The following is a 17544-nucleotide window of genomic DNA, read 5'->3' on the forward strand; positions in this document are numbered from 1 at the left end:
GGGCCACGACCCGTCCCCGGCGCCGGCGCGGCCGGCGCGCTGGCTCCGCATCAGCGGGCTCATCGTCCTGCGCGGGCGGGGTCTGCGGCTCCTGCTGCTGCGGCTCCTGCTGCTGCGGCTCCTGCTGCTGCGGCTCCGGCTGCTGCGGGGTCGTGGCGTCGGCCGAGCTCGAGGGCAGCGCCTGCTCCTCGCTCTCCACCTCGGTGACGACCTTGGCCGGGCGGTCCTGCGGCGCGGCCTCGACCGCCTCGGCGCCGACGCCCACACCGGGCCCGACCGAGTCGGTGGTGTCGGTGGTGTCGGTCAGCTCGCCGCCCGTCGCGTTCTTCAGGGCCGCGGCATGCGCCATGGCGGCGATCTGGGCGGCCGTCGGGCCGTTCGGCTTCACCTCGGGCTCCGGGGTAGCGTCCTTGCCGCCCCGGCCGCCGCCGTTGCCGTTGCCGCTGCCGCCGTTGCCCTCGGAGCCGCGCCGCCCGCGGCGGCCGGCGGAGCCGGAGTCGTGCTGGTGGGCACCCTTGTCGACCGGGTCGGAGTGGATGATGAAGCCGCGGCCGTTGCAGTGCTCGCACGTCTCGGAGAAGACCTCGATCAGGCCCGACCCGACGCGTTTGCGGGTCATCTGGACGAGGCCGAGCGAGGTCACCTCGGCGACCTGGTGCTTGGTGCGGTCGCGCCCGAGGCACTCGAGCAGGCGCCGCACGACGAGGTCGCGGTTCGACTCGAGGACCATGTCGATGAAGTCGACGACGATGATGCCGCCGATGTCGCGCAGCCGCAGCTGGCGGACGATCTCCTCGGCGGCCTCGATGTTGTTCTTGGTGACGGTCTCCTCGAGGTTGCCGCCCGACCCGACGAACTTGCCGGTGTTGACGTCGATGACCGTCATCGCCTCGGTGCGGTCGATGACGAGAGAGCCACCGGACGGCAGCCACACCTTCCGGTCCATCGCCTTGGCCAGCTGCTCGTCGACCCGGTGGTGCGTGAACAGGTCCTCGGTGTCGGTCCACTTCGTGACGCGGTCGGCGAGGTCGGGGGCCACCGCCGTGATGTAGGGGTGGATCTCCTGCCACGCCTGCTCGCCGGAGACGACCAGCTGCTTGAAGTCCTCGTTGAAGACGTCGCGGATCACGCGGACGGTGAGGTCGGGCTCGCCGTGGAGGAGCATCGGGGCGCTGCCCGTCGTGCTCGACCCGGACGCGCCGTTCTTCTTCCTGCCCTTGGACTTGCCGGCCTTCGGGGTCGAGGCGGCCTCGGCACGCGCCTGGATGCCGTCCCAGGTGCGGGTGAGCCGCTCGACGTCCGCGCGCAGCTCCTCCTCGCTCGCCCCCTCGGCCGCGGTGCGGACGATGACGCCGGCGTGCTCGGGCACGACCTGCCGCAGGATCTTCTTCAGGCGGGCCCGCTCGGTGTCCGGCAGCTTGCGGGAGATGCCGGTCATCGAGGAGTTGGGGACATAGACGAGGTAGCGCCCCGGCAGCGAGATCTGCGAGGTGAGGCGGGCGCCCTTGTGCCCGATGGGGTCCTTCGTGACCTGCACGAGCACGGTCTGCCCGGACTCGAGCGCGTTCTCGATGCGCTTCGGCTGGTTGGCGTCCAGACCGGCCGCGTCCCAGTTGACCTCGCCGGCGTAGAGGACGGCGTTGCGGCCCTTGCCGATGTCGACGAAGGCCGCCTCCATCGAGGGCAGGACGTTCTGGACCCGGCCGAGGTAGATGTTGCCGGCCATCGAGACGTTGCCGGCCTGGTCGATGTAGTGCTCGACGAGCACGCCGTCCTCGAGGACGCCCATCTGGGTGCGGCCGTTGCGGTTGCGCACGACCATGACGCGCTCGACGGCCTCGCGGCGGGCGAGGAACTCCGCCTCGGTGATGACGGTGCGGCGCCGGCCCGCCTCCCGGCCCTCCCGGCGGCGCTGCTTCTTGGCCTCGAGCCGGGTCGAGCCCTTGACGCCGGTCGGCTCGTCGCTGTGCGATCGCGGAGCGCGGACGCGGGTCGTGACGCCGGCCTCCTCGCTCGAGGCGTCACCGGTGGAGCCGGTGCGACGGCGGCGACGGCGACGGCGACTCGTGCCGCTCTCGTCCTCGTCGGTGCCGTGGTCCTCGTCGGCCTCGGCGGACTGCGTCTCCTCGGCCTGGGCCGTCTGCTCACCGTCGGCGCCGGCCCGGGCCTCCTGACCCTGGGTGCCAGCCTCGTCGCCCTCGGACTCCGCGCTGCCGCGGCCCCGACGGCCCTTGCCGCCGCGACGACGCCGCGAGCGCCGGTGGGTCTCGTCCTCCTCCTGCGTCTCGGCGGCGGACTCCTCCGGCTCGGGCTCGGGGGCCTGGACCGGCTCGGGCTCGGGCTCCGGCTGGGTCGGTGCGCGACGCCGGCGCGGGCGCTGGACGGTCGCGGCCTCCGGGTCGGGCGCCTGGAAGAGCACCGAGAAGCTCTGCACGGCCGGGAGCTCGTCCTCGTCCGGCTGCTCGTCCTGCTCGTCGACCTCGTCCTCGGCTGCGGTCGTTTGCTGCACGGTCTCGCTCTCGGCGCGACCCTCGCCGCGACCCGCGGTCTGGTCCGTGGCCCGCGGCTCGCTCTCGGCGGGCGTGCTGTCGGTCGACGTGCCGTCTGGTTCGTCGGCCGGCTGCCCGGCACTCGCCGGAGCCACCGGTGGGGTCTCGGTCAGGCCAGCCTCGGCCTGGTCGAGGATCTGCGTCACGGACGGGGGCAGCGTCGGCTCCTGAGCCGCGGCCTTCTTACGGGTGGCCCGCTTGCGGGCGGGTTTCACCGGAGCGGTGCGCTCGGGTGCCGAACCGGCGGTCTCCCCCGCGCCGCTGTCCGGCTCGCTGGGCGCCGCCTCGGTGGGCGCCACCTCGGTGGGGTGCTCGACGCTGTCGGCTCCGGGCTGCGGGGTGGCCTGCTTGCGGGTGCTCCGTCGAGGCGTGCGTTTGCGCGGGGCCGGCGCGGCGGGTGCCGCGGCGCCGTCGAACAGCGTGGTTTCGTCGGAGGGAGTGTTCTCGTTGGGTGCCATCCGGCAGCCTCCCGTCACGGGCGGTGGGACCCACACCGGGCCGGAGCCGCCCGCACCGCCTGTGTTGCGGTATCGGTCGTCCCATCGGGGAACCGGTGGGACGGAAGTCGAATTGTTACGCCCTCCCCGGTTCGCGCGAAGCGCGGCCCCGAATCAGGCGCCGTCGGCGTTCTTGTCGGCAGCCAACGGGTCGGCCACCCTCGCGGTTGCGGAGTCGAACGGCCCTTGCGCCAGACGCGTCACCAAGGGGGGACGGACAGGTTGCAGGCCGGCGACGTCGCGCAGCGCGGTCAGAATGTCGTCGGGGCGAACGGCTGGTGTGGTGTGCCGCACGACCAACCGCAGTATCGCACAGTCGGCTCCGAGGCCCCCACTCGGAGCACGGTCCGACACGCCGGACTCCTCCTGGGTCCCGTCCTCGACCACCGCCGACATGAGGGCCTCGCGCACGTCGAACGTGCGCGGCCCGGACTTGGTCATCCGGGTCACCTCGACCCGCTCGCGGCCCAGCAGCGTCGCCACGGCCGCAGCGAGCTCACTGCTCGGGACACCGAGGAACTCGAGGCGCCAGTCGCTTGCCTCGAGCCGGTCGGCGAGGTTGCCGGCGCGGGCCTCGACGACCGTGACGACATCCAAGCCGTCGGGCAGCGCCGCGTCGAGCGCCACGCGGACGGACTCGGGGTCGACCCGCTCGGTGACCTGGATCTCGACGTACTCGGCCTCGCTTGCGGTCCCCGTCGCGGCGGCGTTCGCGTAGGAGATCTTGGGGTGCGGGTGGAAGCCGGCCGAGAACGCCATCGGCACGTCCGCCCGGCGCAGCGCCCGCTCGAGCGCCCGCTGGAAGTCCCGGCTCGACGTGAAACGTAGTCGCCCACGTTTCGCGTACCGGATCCGGAGTCGTTGGACCGCGGGGTCCGGGGCCGGCCCCTCCGGGACGCGCTGTCGAGCCATGCCCGGAAGGCTATCGCCGGGGCCGACGGGCCGGGCGAGCGGCTCAGCGCCGTCTAGTCGCCGCTCTGGTCGCCGCTCTGGTCGCCGCGCTTGGCGCGGCGCTCGGCCTGCTCGAGCTCGTCGAGCCGGTTCGCCTCCGCGAGCGTGGGCGCGGTGCCGCCCAGCCGAGCGGGCAGGTACTTCAGGTCCGCGCCGCGGAGCGGCTCGTAGGCGGCCCGGGCAAGGTCGAGCATGTGCGCCATGACCTCCTTGTAGCCCGCGGTCACCACCTCGGGGTCGGAGTCCGGGGCGACGGGGATCGGCTCGCCGACGGAGATGAAGATGGGCACGTTCGTCCGCCCGAGGCGCTTCGGGTGGCCCTTGGTCCAGACCCGTTGGGAGCCCCAGATGACGACCGGGATGATCGGCACGTGCGCTTCGGCAGCCATCCGCGCCGCACCTGTCTTGAAGTCCTTCAGCTCGAACGAGCGAGAGATCGTGGCCTCCGGGAAGACGCCCACGATCTCGCCCCGCCGGAGGTCGGCGACGGCGGCGGCGTACGACGACGACCCCGCCTCACGGTTGACGGGAATGTGATGCATGGCGCGCATGAGAGGACCACTCACGGGGTGCCGGAACACGCTCTCCTTCGCCATGAACCGGACGAGCCGCCCGGACTTCTGGGCCGCCAGCCCGGCGTAGGTGAAGTCCATGTAGCCGGTGTGGTTGATGACCATGACGGCGCCACCGTCGCGTGGCACGTTCTCCTCGCCGACGATCGTGAACCGCAGACCCTGCATCGCGAACACCCCGCGGGCGAACCCGACGACCGCCTCATAGACCGGCTCCATGGTGCACACTCTGCCCTGCCCGCCGACCGGGGTCACCAAGAGGTACCCCAGCGTCGGCTCCCGGCGCTAGCGTGGAGCATGGCTCACGGAGACATCACCCACATCGACATCCCCGTCGACGACATGGACCGGGCCAGGCGGTTCTACACGACGGTCCTCGGCTGGCAGATCAACGAGGCACCCGGCTACGAGGGCTACCCGATGTGGCAGGCCCCCAACAAGATCAGCGGCGGAGGACTTGCTGCGCGCCAGGAGGGCCTGCAACACCCCCGCAGCTACGTCGAGGTCGACTCGATCGACGACACGCTCGGCAAGGTGGAGCAGAACGGCGGGCGCGTCGTCATGCCGAAGACGCCGATCTCCGACACGAGCTGGTTCGCCGCCTTCGAGGACAGCGAGGGCAACCAGATGGGCCTCTACGAGGGCACCACCGCGACGTCCTGAGCGAGCCGCCGCTCAGTGCGCCCGCATCGAGCCGGTGTCCATGAAACGCCGGTGCCACGAGAGCGCCTCGCCGAGCAGGTGGGGCGTCTGCAAGCCCCACGCGCCCTTGCCGGCACGCTCGGTGTAGTCCTCGAGCATCGGCCGGTAGTCCGGGTGGGCGCAGTTGGCGATGACCCGCTCGGCACGTCGGCGCGGAGCGAGGCCGCGCAGGTCGGCCAGGCCCTGCTCGGTGATGATGACGTCGACGTCGTGCTCGGTGTGGTCGACGTGGGAGACCATCGGCACGATGCACGACAGGGCCCCGTCCTTGGCCGTCGACGGCGTCACGAAGGTCGAGATGAAGGCGTTCCGGGCGAAGTCACCCGAGCCGCCGATGCCGTTCTGGATCCGCGAGCCCATGATGTGCGTCGAGTTGACGTTGCCGTAGATGTCGGCCTCGATCATGCCGTTGCTCGCCACGACGCCGAGCCGGCGGATGACCTCCGGATGGTTGGAGATCTCCTGGGGGCGCAGGATGATCCGCTCCCGGAAGAATTCGATCCCGGCGAGGAAGCGCTCGACGCCGGCCGGCGACAGGGAGAACGCCGTCGCCGACGCGAGCCTGATGGTGCCCGACTCGAGCAGGTCGAGCATGCCGTCCTGGAGCACCTCGGTGTAGGCGGTCAGGCCGGTCCGTCCGCTCTCCCCCAGCCCGGCGAGCACCGCGTTCGCGATGTTGCCGACCCCCGACTGGAGCGGCAGCAGGCCCGCCGGCATGCGCCCGGCCCGCACCTCGTGGTCGAGGAAGTCGATGAAGTGCTCGGCGATGGCACGGGAGTCCTCGTCGATCGCCTTGAACGCCGTGTTGCGGTCGGGCGCGTGCGTCTCGACGATGCCCACGATCTTCTCCGGCGGGCAGATGAAGTGCGGCACCCCGATCCGGTCCCCCGCCTCGAGGATCATGACGGGCTTGCGGTTCGGCGGCAGCGCCGTGCCGTAGTAGACGTCGTGCATGCCCTGCAGCTGCTCGGGCTGCCACGAGTTCACCTCGAGGATCACCTTGTCGGCGAGGTCGATCCACGTCTTGTTGTTGCCGATCGACGAGCTGGGGATGAGGTGGCCCTCCGCGGTGATGCCGGCGACCTCGACGAGCGCGACGTCGAGCTTGCCGAGGAAGCCCTCCCACGCCATCTGGGCGACGTGGGACAGGTGGACGTCGATGTACTCCATCAGTCCCGAGTTGATCTTCGACCGGCTCACCGGGTCGGACTGGTACGGCAGCCGCAGCTCGATGCCGTCCGCCTCGGCGAGCGCGCCGTCGAGCTCCGGAGCCGTCGAGGCGCCGGTCCACACGCCGATCCGGAAGTCGTGGCCGTGAGTGCGGAAGGCGTGGATCCGGTCGGCAAGCGCGAGGGGGACGGCCTTCGGGTAGCCGGCCCCGGTGAAGCCGCTCATCCCCACGTTGTCGCCGGGCTGGATGAGGGCGGCCGCCTCGTCCGGGGACATGACCTTCGCTCGCAGGGCTGGGTTCGCAATCCGATCCGACATCGTCACTCCACTTGGCGCTGGTGCGGCTCAGTGTAGGAGCGTGGCCCCCGCGCCGGACCCCCGCCCGCGAGGAGTGTGAGGAACGACCGCCCGAGGTCACCGGCGAGCGGCCGCCCGCTCAGCGGCATACGGGATGAAACGGGTTCGAGGGCACCCTCGCGGACGTGGAAGGATTGCGCGCATGACTGACACACCTGCCTCGACGACCTCTCGGATCCCCGAGCGCCCGGCGCTCGACGGCCTCGAGGACAAGTGGATGCAGGTATGGCGCGAGCAGGGCACCTACGTGTTCGACCGCGAGCGTGCGCTCGACCTGCCCCGCGAGCAGGTCTTCGCCATCGACACCCCGCCGCCGACCGCCTCCGGCAGCCTGCACGTCGGGCACGTGTTCAGCTACACCCACACCGACTGCATGGCCCGCTACAAGCGGATGCGCGGCCACGAGGTCTTCTACCCCATCGGGTGGGACGACAACGGCCTGCCGACCGAGCGGCGCGTGCAGAACTACTACGGCGTGCGGGGCGACGCGACCCTGCCCTACGAGGACAGCCTCGTCCCGCCCGGCGAGGGTGGCGTCGGCGCGGACGGCAAGGCGATCAAGGCGCACGACCAGCGCCCGGTCAGCCGCAAGAACTTCATCGAGCTGTGCGACGTGCTGACCGTCAAGGACGAGGAGACCTTCGAGGCGCTCTTCCGTCGGCTGGGCTTCTCGCTCGACTGGAACATCTCCTACCGCACGATCGACGAGCGGTCGCGTGCGGTCGCCCAGCAGGCGTTCCTGCGCAACCTCGCCCGGGGCGAGGCCTACCAGGCCGAGGCCCCCGGTCTCTGGGACGTCACCTTCCAGACGGCCGTGGCGCAGGCCGAGCTCGAGGCGCGCGACTACCCGGGTGCCTACCACCGCGTCGCCTTCCACCGGACCGCGGCGGACGGCGACACCGAGCCCGTCCACATCGAGACGACCCGGCCCGAGCTCATCCCCTCGGTCGTCGCGCTCATCGCCCACCCGGACGACGAGCGCTACCAGCCGCTCTTCGGCACGACGGTCCACTCCCCGCTCTTCGGGGTGGAGGTGCCGGTCCTCGCGCACCCCGCCGCTGAGATGGACAAGGGGGCCGGCATCGCGATGTGCTGCACCTTCGGCGACCTCACCGACGTCATGTGGTGGCGTGAGCTGCAGCTGCCGACCCGGTCGCTGATCACCCGCAACGGCCGGATGCAGGCCGAGACCCCCGAGTGGATCGCGGGTGGGCCCGGTGAGGAGCTGTATGCCGCACAGCTGGCCGGCAGGACGACGTTCAGTGCCCGGGAGGCCGTCGTCGCCGCCCTGCGCGAGTCCGGTGACCTCGAGGGCGAGCCGCAGAAGACGCAGCGCAAGGCCAACTTCTACGAGAAGGGCGACAAGCCGCTCGAAATCGTGACCTCCCGCCAGTGGTACATCCGCAACGGCGGTCGCGACGCCGACCTGCGCGCCGCCCTCGTCGCGCGCGGCGACGAGATCGACTTCCACCCCTCGTTCATGCGGGCCCGCTACAAGAACTGGATCGAGGGCCTCAACGGCGACTGGCTCGTCTCCCGGCAGCGGTTCTTCGGGGTGCCGTTCCCGGTCTGGTACCGCGTCGACGAGTCGGGCGACATCGACTACGACTCGGTCCTGACGGCACCCGAGTCCGCCCTGCCCGTCGACCCGCAGGTCGACACCCCCGACGGGTTCGACGAGTCGCAGCGCGGTGAGCCGGGCGGCTTCGTCGCTGACCCCGACATCATGGACACGTGGGCCACGTCGTCGCTGACCCCCCAGATCGCGACGGGTTGGCCGGTGCGTGACGGCTCGGGCCCCGGCTCCGACCCGGAGCTCTATGCGGCCCTCTTCCCGATGGACATGCGGCCGCAGGCCCACGACATCATCCGCACCTGGCTCTTCTCCACCGTGGTCCGCTCGCACTTCGAGGAGGGCACCGCACCGTGGCGCAACGCCGCGATCAGCGGGTGGATCCTCGACCCGGACCGCAAGAAGATGAGCAAGTCCAAGGGCAACGCCGAGACCCCCGAGGACGTCGTCCGAGCCCACGGCGCCGACGCGGTCCGCTACTGGGCGGCGTCCGGACGCCTCGGCACCGACGCCGCCTACGACACCGGCCAGATGAAGGTCGGCCGGCGCCTCGCGATCAAGGTGCTCAACGCGTCGAAGTTCGCGCTCGGCTTCGGGGAGGTGGCCGGTGACCTTCGCGCAGCCGTGACGAATCCGCTTGACCTGTCGATGCTCTCGGCACTCGGCGAGGTCGTCGACAAGGCGACGAACGGCTTCGAGTCGTGGGACTACACCCGCTCGCTCGAGGTCACCGAGACGTTCTTCTGGGCGTTCTGCGACGACTACCTCGAGCTGGTCAAGGACCGCGCCTACGGCGGCCAGGGCGACGCCGAGGCGGCGAGCGCCCGGGCGGCGCTGCGGCTGGCGCTGGAGACGATGCTGCGGCTGCTCGCGCCGTTCATTCCCTATGCGACCGAGGAGGTGTGGTCCTGGTTCGGCGAGGGCTCGATCCACCGGCAGGCCTGGCCCACCCGTGCGGAGCTGCCCTCTGGCGGTGACGCCGCGATGCTCGACGCGGTCGGCGCCGCACTCGCTGCGGTCCGCAAGGTGAAGTCCGAGGCGAAGGTCGGCATGCGCTCGGAGATCAAGACGATGGTCCTCGCCGCGCCCGAGTCGGTCGTCGCGCACGTGCGGGCCGGGGAGGGTGACCTCCGGGCCGCGGGGCACGTGACCGAGCTGCGCTACGCCACGTCGGACGAGCTCGAGGTCCGCGACGTCGATCTCGTCCCCGCGGAGAAGACCCCACGCGGCGCCTGACCCCTCCCCTCCCCTCCCCTCCCCGCGGACGCGGCGTGCGGGAAGGGGAATCGGGGGCCCGACTGGCCTAGGGTTTCTGGCATGTCCCGAAGGTGGGTCGCCGCGTGGGTCGCCGCCGCAGTCGCGGTCGTCGTCGCGCTGCTGCTCACCGCCGTGGGGGACCCGGTCCAGCTGATGCGGCCCCGGCCGGTCGCCTCGGTGCCCCGGACGACCCCGGTCCCTCCCCTGCCCACGACCACGGTGGCACCCCCGCAGGTCCTCGCCACGGGCACGGGGGAACCGCTCGGGCCGCTCTCGCCATTCGTCGCGTTGATGGTCCAGATCGTCGCGGTCCTCGCCATCGTCGTCGTGCTCGGCGTCATCGTCGCGCTCATCCGGTCGGTATGGCGCCGTCCCCAGTTCATCTCGCGACCGGCCGCCGACTTCGTGACGCAGGACCTGCCGGAGGAGCTGCTGGACTCGGGGGGCGAACGGCTCGCGCTCCTCGCCACCGGCGAGCCCCGCAACGCCATCGTCGCCGCCTGGCTCAGTCTCGAAACCGCAACGGCCGCAACGGGACTCGCCCGAGAGCCGGCCGAGACGTCGACGGAGTACACCACTCGGGTGCTGCACACCTGGGACATCGACCCACGCAGTCTCGCCGACCTCGGGGCGCTCTACCGCGAGGCGCGCTTCTCGCGCCACCCGCTCACCGAGGAGCACCGCCGTCGAGCGATGCGGGACCTCACGACCCTGCACGAGGACCTGCGACGCGTGGCCGCCGAGGCGCGGGGGGCGACGACCACGTGAACCGGCTGAGCGGCATACGGGAGCTGCTGCGGGCGACGCGGCCCTGGCACCGGCGCGTCGCCTGGGCGGCCGGCGTCTGGCTCGCGCTCGTCGTGTTCGGGGCCCTGCTCGGCCAGGACGCCAGCGTCCCGCAGCTGGCCGCGCTCATCGTCGCCCTGGCGATGCTCGTCTGGTATCTCGTCGACCACGCCACGTCGAACGCGGTGACGCACTGGCCGGTGAGCGACGCCTACCGGTCCCGCTCGCACCGCGGGCAGGACTTCCGGGTGACGAACCTCGCCGCCCGGCTCGCTGGTGCCAACGAGCGCGGCGAGGGACGGGAGAGCCTGGTCGACGACCTGCACGGGCAGCTGACGGCCCTCGTCCGCGAACGGCTGCACGCGAAGCACGGGCTCGTGCTCGAGGAAGAACCCAAGTGGGCGCAGGGCGTCATGCCGCCCGAGCTGTGGGACTTCATCCTCAGCGTGCCGGACCCCGACCTGTACCGACCCGACAAACTGGACGCAGTCCTCCAACGCATCGAGAAGTGGTGACCCATGCAGATCCGGGATGTCAGCGAGCTCAGCTCGGCGATCCTCACCGAGGTGTCACGGGCCGTCGTCGGCAAGCGCGACAGCCTGCGGCTCGTGCTGGCCGGCGTCCTCGCCGGCGGCCATGTGCTGATGGAGGACTTCCCGGGCCTCGGCAAGACGCTGACCGCACGCAGCTTCGCGCAGACGCTGGGCCTGGAGTTCCGCCGGGCGCAGTTCACGCCTGACCTGCTGCCCGGCGACCTGACCGGCTCCTTCGTCTTCGACCAGCGGACGCGGGACTTCGAGTTCCGGGCGGGTCCCCTCTTCACCGGCCTGCTCCTCGCCGACGAGATCAACCGGACGCCGCCGAAGACCCAGGCCGCCCTCCTCGAGGCGATGCAGGAGCATCAGGTGACGGTGGAGGGCCGGACCTTCCCGCTGCCCCGACCCTTCCACGTGCTCGCGACGGCGAACCCGGTCGAGTACGAGGGCACCTACCCGCTCCCCGAGGCCCAGCTCGACCGCTTCCTGATGCGGGTCTCCTTCGGCTACCCGTCGCTCGACGAGGAGTGGCGGATCCTCGATGCTCGGGTGTCCCGGCGCCAGGAGGAGCAGACGCTGCGGCAGGTCGTGACCGGTGAGCAGCTGCTCGGGATGCAGGCGGCGGTCGAACAGACCGACGTGGACGAGTCGGTCGGCCGCTACTGCGTCGCCCTCGCGGCGGCGACGCGCACCCATGCCGACGTGCTCCTGGGCGCCTCACCACGCGGCGCGCTCGGTCTCATGCTGTGCTCACGAGCGCTCGCGGTCATCGCGGGTCGCGACTACGTGACACCCGAGGACGTCAAGGCGGTGGCCCCCGCCGTGCTCGCCCATCGCATCACCGTCAAGCCCGAGCTGTGGATGAGCAACGTCAGCGCCGGCGCGGTCGTCGGATCCATCCTGCACACCGTGCCCGCGCCGTCGGCGCGGGAGCAGCACGTCGCCGCCACCCGCGTCGGCGAGCCGGGTGCCCGCGGGGCGGCACACGGGACGGCGCACGGGACGGCGCAGGATGACGGCTGAGGGCCGGCCGACGCGCACCGGGCGGCGGCTCACCGTCACCCGGCAGCTGGGAGAGTGGGCCCCCACGGCCGCCCACGTCCGCGCGGTGCTGTTGGGGGGCGGCGCGCTCGCGCTCGGCGCGATCCTGCGGCGCCCCGACCTGATCGTGATCGGGGTGCCGCTCGTCGTCGCGGCCGTCTGGGGACAGCTGACCCGGCCGCGCGAGGACGCCACGGCGCGGGCTCAGCTCGCCCAGTCCACCCTGCGGGAGGGCGAGAGCAGCTCACTCGTCGTCCGTGTCGAGCCGCTGCCCGCCGACTGTTCCGGCGTCATGCTCCTCGCCGAGACGCAGTGGGTGCAGCGCAACCCGCCAGCAGGAGTCGCGCCGGTCGAGGGGCTCGTCAGCGCCATGGGCGTGCGCTCCATGCGGTGGGGGGTGCGTCCGCTCGGCACGGTGAGCATCGCCCTGACGAGCCCGTGGGGCGCGTTCCGGTGCGGGCCGGTCGACCTGCCCGACCTCACGACGACGACGCTGCCCGTCCCGGCCGTGTTCGACGCGTCGGCGCCGACCCCACATCCGCGCGGCATCGTCGGGATCAACCGGTCCGCCCGGCCCGGTGCCGGGAGCGAGTTCAACACGATCCGGGAGTTCCAGCCCGGCGACCGGCTGCGCCGGATCCACTGGCCCGTCTCGCTGCGGACCGGTCGCCTGCACGTCACCTCGACGTTCGCGGACGAGGACGCGCACGTCGTCCTGCTCGTCGACGCCTTCAGCGACCTCGGCCCGCGCGAGGGCATCGACGGCCGTCCGACCAGCCTCGACGTGACGGTCCGAGCCGCCGGCGCCCTGGCCGACCACTTCCTGCGGGCCGGCGACCGGCTCACCCTGCGCACCGTCGGCGCGGCCGACATCCCTCCGCTCGGCGTCGGGTCCGGCACCCACCACCTCCGCCGCGTCCTCGAGACCCTCGCCCGCATCGAGCCGGCGTCGGAACGGCGCGACGACGGCCGGCGGGCGATCCGCGGGCTCGACCCGCTCGGCCTCGTCCTCGTGCTGAGCCCGCTCATCGAGCCGACGATGGTCGAGCTGACGACGACCCTCGCGAGCCGGGGCCTGACCACGGTCGTCATCGACACCTTCCCCGAGCACCTCACGGCGACCCCCGACGACCCCTACCAGGCGCTCGCCTGGCGGATCCGGCTCCTGTCCCGGCAGGCTCAGGTCGGGGCGATCATCAGCCGCGGCGTGCCGGTCGTCCCGTGGCGCGGACCCGGCTCCCTGGACAACGTCCTGCGCGACGTCGCGCACCGGGCGACCGCCCCGAGGATGGTCCGCCGATGAGCGCCCGGGACCTGACGCGCCCGGCCGACTCGGGCCGGCCCCAACGGTTCGTCCGGTTCGGGGCCGGGTCCGACTGGTCGGTCCACCACCTGCTGCTCGCCGGTCTCGCGACCCTCGGCGTGGCGCTCTATCTCGTCGCCCTGGCCGGCGCGAGCGGCGGCATGGACGCCGGCTGGTGGCTGCTCCTCGCGGTGCCGCTCATGACGTGGTCGCTGTCCAACTCTGCCGCCGCCCTCGTGCTCTGGACCGTCCTGCTCGTGGTCTGGATCAACCTGACGCCCGCCGGCAGCTTCTCGTGGTGGTCGCTGCTCGCGGCAGGCGGCGTGACCCTTTCCCACGCCGCCACCGCACTGGCCGACTCGGCTCCCCCGTGGGCTCTCGTCGGACGGGTGACGGCCCGGGAGTGGCTGCGCTGGGTCGCGGTCGGGCTCGCCGCAGCGACGGTCGCTGCGGGTCTGGCCGCGCTCCTGCTGGGCCGGACAGCGGGGCTCAGCCCAGCGGCATACGTCATCGGTCTGCTCGGCCTGACCGTCGGCCTCTGGGCACTGCGGACCAATCCGCCGGAGTCCGCCGAGTGACGCTCAGCGGGGCGACACGAGGCACCACGGCACGTCCCAGCCCGCGAGCTCGAGCCGGCGCGTGACGAAGGCGTCCCGGGACAGGGGCACGACCCGGCCGATCGAGGGCTCGTAGACGTCGAGGTCGTCGCGCCCGTCTGCCGTGCCGGGCAGCGCGAGCACGACGTGGCGCGGCAGCCACCCGTTGCCGACGTAGAGCAGCACCGGCCGACCCGCGTGCACCTCCCCCCGCATGTGGTCGTAAAGGCGCCCCAGCCGTCGTATGCCGCTCAGCCGCGTCCACACGAGGGCATAGCGGGTGCCGGGCGGGCTGGCGCCGTACTCGATCTCGTGGCGCGCTCCCCACGGCGGCGTGCCGAGCGCGCGGGGCCACGGCGGCTGCAGTCGCCCGTTCGGCCCGACGAGCCCGTTGGTGCGCCGGGCGACGACCTGCTCGTAGGCGGCGAAGCGCTCGTCGGCGGAGTGGGGCGGGGCCGCCGCTCCGTGGTTGGTGTTGGGGTCGCCGCGGATGACCCAGTCGGCGAACGGCGGGTTGGCGAGCATCCGCGCGACCGTGAGGCAGGCCGAGCCGCACGTTGTCGGCGACTGCTGCAGCGGCGCGGCGTCACCCCGCGCCAGCCGGAACGCGCCTTGGCTCAGGCGGCCTCGTTCTCCGCCTGAGCCGAACCGCCGCTCCGGGCCTCCCTCGCTGGCGCTCGGTCGTGTCCTCACGGCTTGGCTCAGGCTGCCTCGTTCTCCGCCTGAGCCGAACCGCCGCTCCGGGCCTCGCTCGTTCCTCGCTCGGGTCCTCACGGCTTGGCTCAGGCGGATTCCTTGCGCTGGCGCTTGCGCGGCTCCGGCTCCCGCCGCACGATCGTCGGCAGGACGTTGTCGAGCACGACCTCGCGGGTCACCACGACCCGGGCGATCTCGTCGTCGCTCGGCACGTCGAACATCACGGGCAGAAGGACCTCTTCCATGATCGCCCGCAGACCACGCGCCCCCGTGCCGCGCAGCAGCGCCTGGTCGGCGACCGCCTCGAGGGCGTCCTCGCTGAACTCGAGCTCGACGCCGTCGATCTCGAACATCTTCTCGTACTGCTTGACAAGGGCGTTGCGAGGCGTCGTCAGGATGCTGACGAGAGCCTGCCGGTCGAGCGGGGCGAGGGTCGTGAGGACCGGGAGGCGGCCGATGAACTCGGGGATGAGGCCGAACTTCAGCAGGTCCTCGGGCATGACGTCGGCGAACGTGTCGGCGAGATCCTTGGGGCTGTGCAGGGCCGCCCCGAACCCGAGGCCCTTGCGGCCGGCCCGCTGCTCGATGATCTTCTCGAGGCCGGCGAACGCCCCACCGACGATGAACAGGACGTTCGTCGTGTCGATCTGGATGAACTCCTGGTGCGGGTGCTTGCGCCCACCCTGTGGCGGCACCGACGCGGTCGTGCCCTCGAGGATCTTCAGCAGCGCCTGCTGCACGCCCTCTCCCGACACGTCACGGGTGATGGACGGGTTCTCCGACTTGCGGGCGATCTTGTCGACCTCGTCGATGTAGATGATCCCGGTCTCGGCCTTCTTGACGTCGTAGTCGGCGGCCTGGATGAGCTTGAGCAGGATGTTCTCGACGTCCTCACCGACGTAGCCGGCCTCGGTCAGCGCCGTCGCGTCGGCGATCGCGAAGGGGACGTTGAGCATCTTCGCGAGGGTCTGGGCGAGGTAGGTCTTGCCGGAGCCCGTCGGGCCGATGAGCAGGATGTTCGACTTGGCGATGTCGACGTGGTCGTCGGCCTTCTTGATGCCCTCGCCGGCCTGGATGCGCTTGTAGTGGTTGTAGACCGCGACCGCGAGGGACTTCTTGGCCTGGTCCTGACCGACGACGTAGTTCTCGAGGAACTCGAAGATCTCGCGCGGCTTGGGCAGGTGGTCGAGGCCCAGCTCGCTCGTCTCGGCGAGCTCCTCCTCGATGATCTCGTTGCAGAGCTCGATGCACTCGTCGCAGATGTAGACAGCCGGTCCGGCGATCAGCTTCTTGACCTGCTTCTGGCTCTTTCCGCAGAACGAGCACTTGAGGAGGTCTGCGCCTTCTCCGATGCGTGCCACGTGGATGCTCCCTGGTCCCTCGACTGCCTCACGCGGGGCTGCGCTCGGCCCGACCCCCAATGTACGGGGCCATGTCCTATTAGACGACGAGCAGGGTGCCCGTCGCTCGCGCAACGCCGCTTGTCCGCTGATGGCGGACAAACCACGACGGTGTCACGCAGGTCCGCTCAGGCAGGCTCAGCGATGTCGTCAGACAGGCTCGGGAAGTAGCGCCGCCACTCGTCGGACAGCCGCGGCACGACCATCCCGCAGTCCGGCATCGCGTCGACGACGCGTTGCAGCGTGGCAGCCGGCGTCCGGTAGACGCCCTTGGCGATGACCACGACGATGCGCCAGTCGTTGCGGTCCATCCACTCCCGACGGCCGATGTCGATCGACCACTGGTCGTCGGAGTCCCGATGCTGCCGGCCGTCGTACTCGATGATGAGCCGGAACTCGGGGTAGCTGAGGTCGAACCGCCAGCGCACCCGGCCATCGACCCAGTAGATCTTGTGGTTGATCGTCGGCTCGGGCAGGCCAGCCAGCACGAGCAGCATCCGCAGCCGCGACTCCATCGCCGAGTCGACGTCATCCCTGACCAAGCCCGCGGCTCGCCTCGCCAGCCGACAGCCCTTTCCTGAGTGGCGCCGGGCGGCGTCGCCCAACTGCTGCGGCGTCACCCGGCCGGCACGGATGAGTGAGTCACCGAGCACGACTAGGTCGACCAGGTCCAGAACCTCCGCGAGATCGAGGAAGGTCGTGACGGGGGTCATGACCGGCAACCCCTCGTGCCAGGCCCACCGCTGGCCCCGCTTGGCGCGATGGGCTCGAATGCCGCGGACCTGCGGCCGACTGCCGACGCAGGTCACGTGCGTGTTCGGGTCCTCCGGCACGACCCCGCCCCACAGCCGGGCTGCATCATGGTGCGAGACCACCGCGCCCTCACCGGCAAGAAGGAGAGCCGCCCGTGCGAGCAGGCGCGGGCGCAGTACCGTCCTGCTGCTCACGTAGACCCCGTGGAAGAGGCGACGAAAGCGCCCAGACCTCAGGTCCCAGTCAGTCAGCCCGGCGGGCTCGGTGATGGCGCCCTTGCTGTCACGCACGACACGGAACGGACCACTTGGCTCGGCTGGCATGCGTCGATCGTGCCCGGGTCCCGGCTGTGCCCGCGGAACTCATCCACAGCACCCTCTCGGACTTCCATCACCGGATGGAAAACGGTGGCTCTGGGCGCCCTGAAGGCGCATGAATCCATCACTGGCTGGAAAACCGACGTCGGGGGCAGCGGCGGCCGATCGCACAGCCTCCGCGGGTCACGGCGGGAGGAGTCCGTCGACGATCCGCGCGTACTCGAGCTTCGCGTCCTCGGTGGGGGTGCCCTTGAGCTTGGCCCAGGCGTCGTACTTCGCCCGTCCGACGAAGTCCATCATCCCCGGCCGGGAGCCGGTCACATCGCCTTCCGTCGCCTGCTTGTAGAGCGCGTAGAGCCGCAGCTTGACGTCGTTGCCCGGGTCCTTCTCGAGCCGCCCCACCGCGGCGACGGCCGATTCGAAGTCGCTCGCCATGCTTCACCCTAACGGGGCACGCTGGCCCCTCGACGGTTTGTGGCCCCTCGACG

General features: G+C 71.5%; 15 protein-coding genes. 7 read left to right on the plus strand and 8 right to left on the minus strand.

The features are described from left to right. From N864_RS10725 to N864_RS10735, 3 genes are all read right to left on the minus strand, one after another. Positions 1-3007 (minus strand): ribonuclease E/G (locus N864_RS10725; RefSeq protein WP_034716382.1); only part of this gene is annotated, 3007 nt, incomplete at its 3' end. A 153-nt stretch (positions 3008-3160) separates the two neighbouring features. Beyond that, positions 3161-3958, minus strand: a complete 798-nt coding sequence (locus tag N864_RS10730; RefSeq protein WP_051518448.1) for a TIGR03936 family radical SAM-associated protein — start codon at positions 3956-3958, stop codon at positions 3161-3163. Positions 3959-4011: 53 nt separating this feature from the next. Further along, positions 4012-4788 (minus strand): lysophospholipid acyltransferase family protein, encoded by a 777-nt coding sequence (locus tag N864_RS10735; protein ID WP_034716384.1) that lies wholly within the window; start codon positions 4786-4788, stop codon positions 4012-4014. A gap of 78 nt (positions 4789-4866) precedes the next feature. On the opposite strand from N864_RS10735, the gene N864_RS10740 reads away from it, so the two are divergent. Further along, complete coding sequence (locus N864_RS10740) at positions 4867-5232, plus strand: VOC family protein (protein WP_034716386.1); 366 nt, start codon at positions 4867-4869, stop codon at positions 5230-5232. A 12-nt stretch (positions 5233-5244) separates the two neighbouring features. Here the strand turns inward: N864_RS10740 and N864_RS10745 are convergent, their stop codons facing one another. After that, positions 5245-6759 (minus strand): acetyl-CoA hydrolase/transferase family protein, encoded by a 1515-nt coding sequence (locus N864_RS10745; protein WP_034716388.1) that lies wholly within the window; start codon positions 6757-6759, stop codon positions 5245-5247. 181 nt (positions 6760-6940) lie between these two features. Between N864_RS10745 and valS the strand changes: the two genes are divergently transcribed. From valS to N864_RS10775, 6 genes are all read left to right on the plus strand, one after another. After that, on the plus strand, positions 6941-9607 hold the full coding sequence (gene valS / locus N864_RS10750) for a valine--tRNA ligase (RefSeq protein ID WP_034716391.1): 2667 nt from the start codon (positions 6941-6943) through the stop codon (positions 9605-9607). A gap of 81 nt (positions 9608-9688) precedes the next feature. Continuing rightward, the gene (locus tag N864_RS10755; protein ID WP_034716393.1) at positions 9689-10396 is read left to right on the plus strand and encodes a DUF4129 domain-containing protein; all 708 of its coding nucleotides are present in this window, start codon (positions 9689-9691) and stop codon (positions 10394-10396) included. Then, positions 10393-10929, plus strand: coding sequence for a hypothetical protein (locus N864_RS10760; RefSeq protein WP_034716395.1), 537 nt, complete (start codon positions 10393-10395; stop codon positions 10927-10929). Before N864_RS10755 ends, N864_RS10760 begins: the two co-directional genes overlap by 4 nt. Positions 10930-10932: 3 nt before the next feature. Further along, positions 10933-11973 (plus strand): AAA family ATPase, encoded by a 1041-nt coding sequence (locus N864_RS10765; protein WP_081793702.1) that lies wholly within the window; start codon positions 10933-10935, stop codon positions 11971-11973. Further along, positions 11963-13294, plus strand: a complete 1332-nt coding sequence (locus N864_RS10770) for a DUF58 domain-containing protein (RefSeq protein ID WP_051518449.1) — start codon at positions 11963-11965, stop codon at positions 13292-13294. The genes N864_RS10765 and N864_RS10770 overlap by 11 nt, the downstream gene beginning before the upstream one ends. After that, positions 13291-13872: a hypothetical protein gene (locus N864_RS10775; RefSeq protein WP_051518450.1), complete on the plus strand. Its 582-nt coding sequence runs from the start codon at positions 13291-13293 to the stop codon at positions 13870-13872. The genes N864_RS10770 and N864_RS10775 overlap by 4 nt, the downstream gene beginning before the upstream one ends. Positions 13873-13875: 3 nt before the next feature. On the opposite strand, the gene N864_RS10780 is transcribed toward N864_RS10775, so the two are convergent. The 4 genes from N864_RS10780 to N864_RS10795 form a co-directional block, all read right to left on the minus strand. Then, the gene (locus tag N864_RS10780; RefSeq protein ID WP_240474288.1) at positions 13876-14415 is read right to left on the minus strand and encodes a hypothetical protein; all 540 of its coding nucleotides are present in this window, start codon (positions 14413-14415) and stop codon (positions 13876-13878) included. 257 nt (positions 14416-14672) lie between these two features. Further along, the gene (clpX, locus tag N864_RS10785; RefSeq protein WP_034716397.1) at positions 14673-15947 is read right to left on the minus strand and encodes an ATP-dependent Clp protease ATP-binding subunit ClpX; all 1275 of its coding nucleotides are present in this window, start codon (positions 15945-15947) and stop codon (positions 14673-14675) included. 167 nt (positions 15948-16114) lie between these two features. Continuing rightward, the gene (locus N864_RS10790) at positions 16115-17062 is read right to left on the minus strand and encodes a hypothetical protein (RefSeq protein WP_034716399.1); all 948 of its coding nucleotides are present in this window, start codon (positions 17060-17062) and stop codon (positions 16115-16117) included. Between the two features lie 177 nt (positions 17063-17239). Continuing rightward, a complete protein-coding gene (locus N864_RS10795) occupies positions 17240-17491 on the minus strand; it encodes an acyl-CoA-binding protein (protein ID WP_034716401.1) in 252 nt (83 codons plus the stop codon). Positions 17492-17544 lie beyond the last annotated feature (53 nt).

It is taken from the genome of Intrasporangium chromatireducens Q5-1, from assembly GCF_000576575.1.
GTDB classification, from domain to species: Bacteria; Actinomycetota; Actinomycetes; order Actinomycetales; family Dermatophilaceae; genus Intrasporangium_A; species Intrasporangium_A chromatireducens.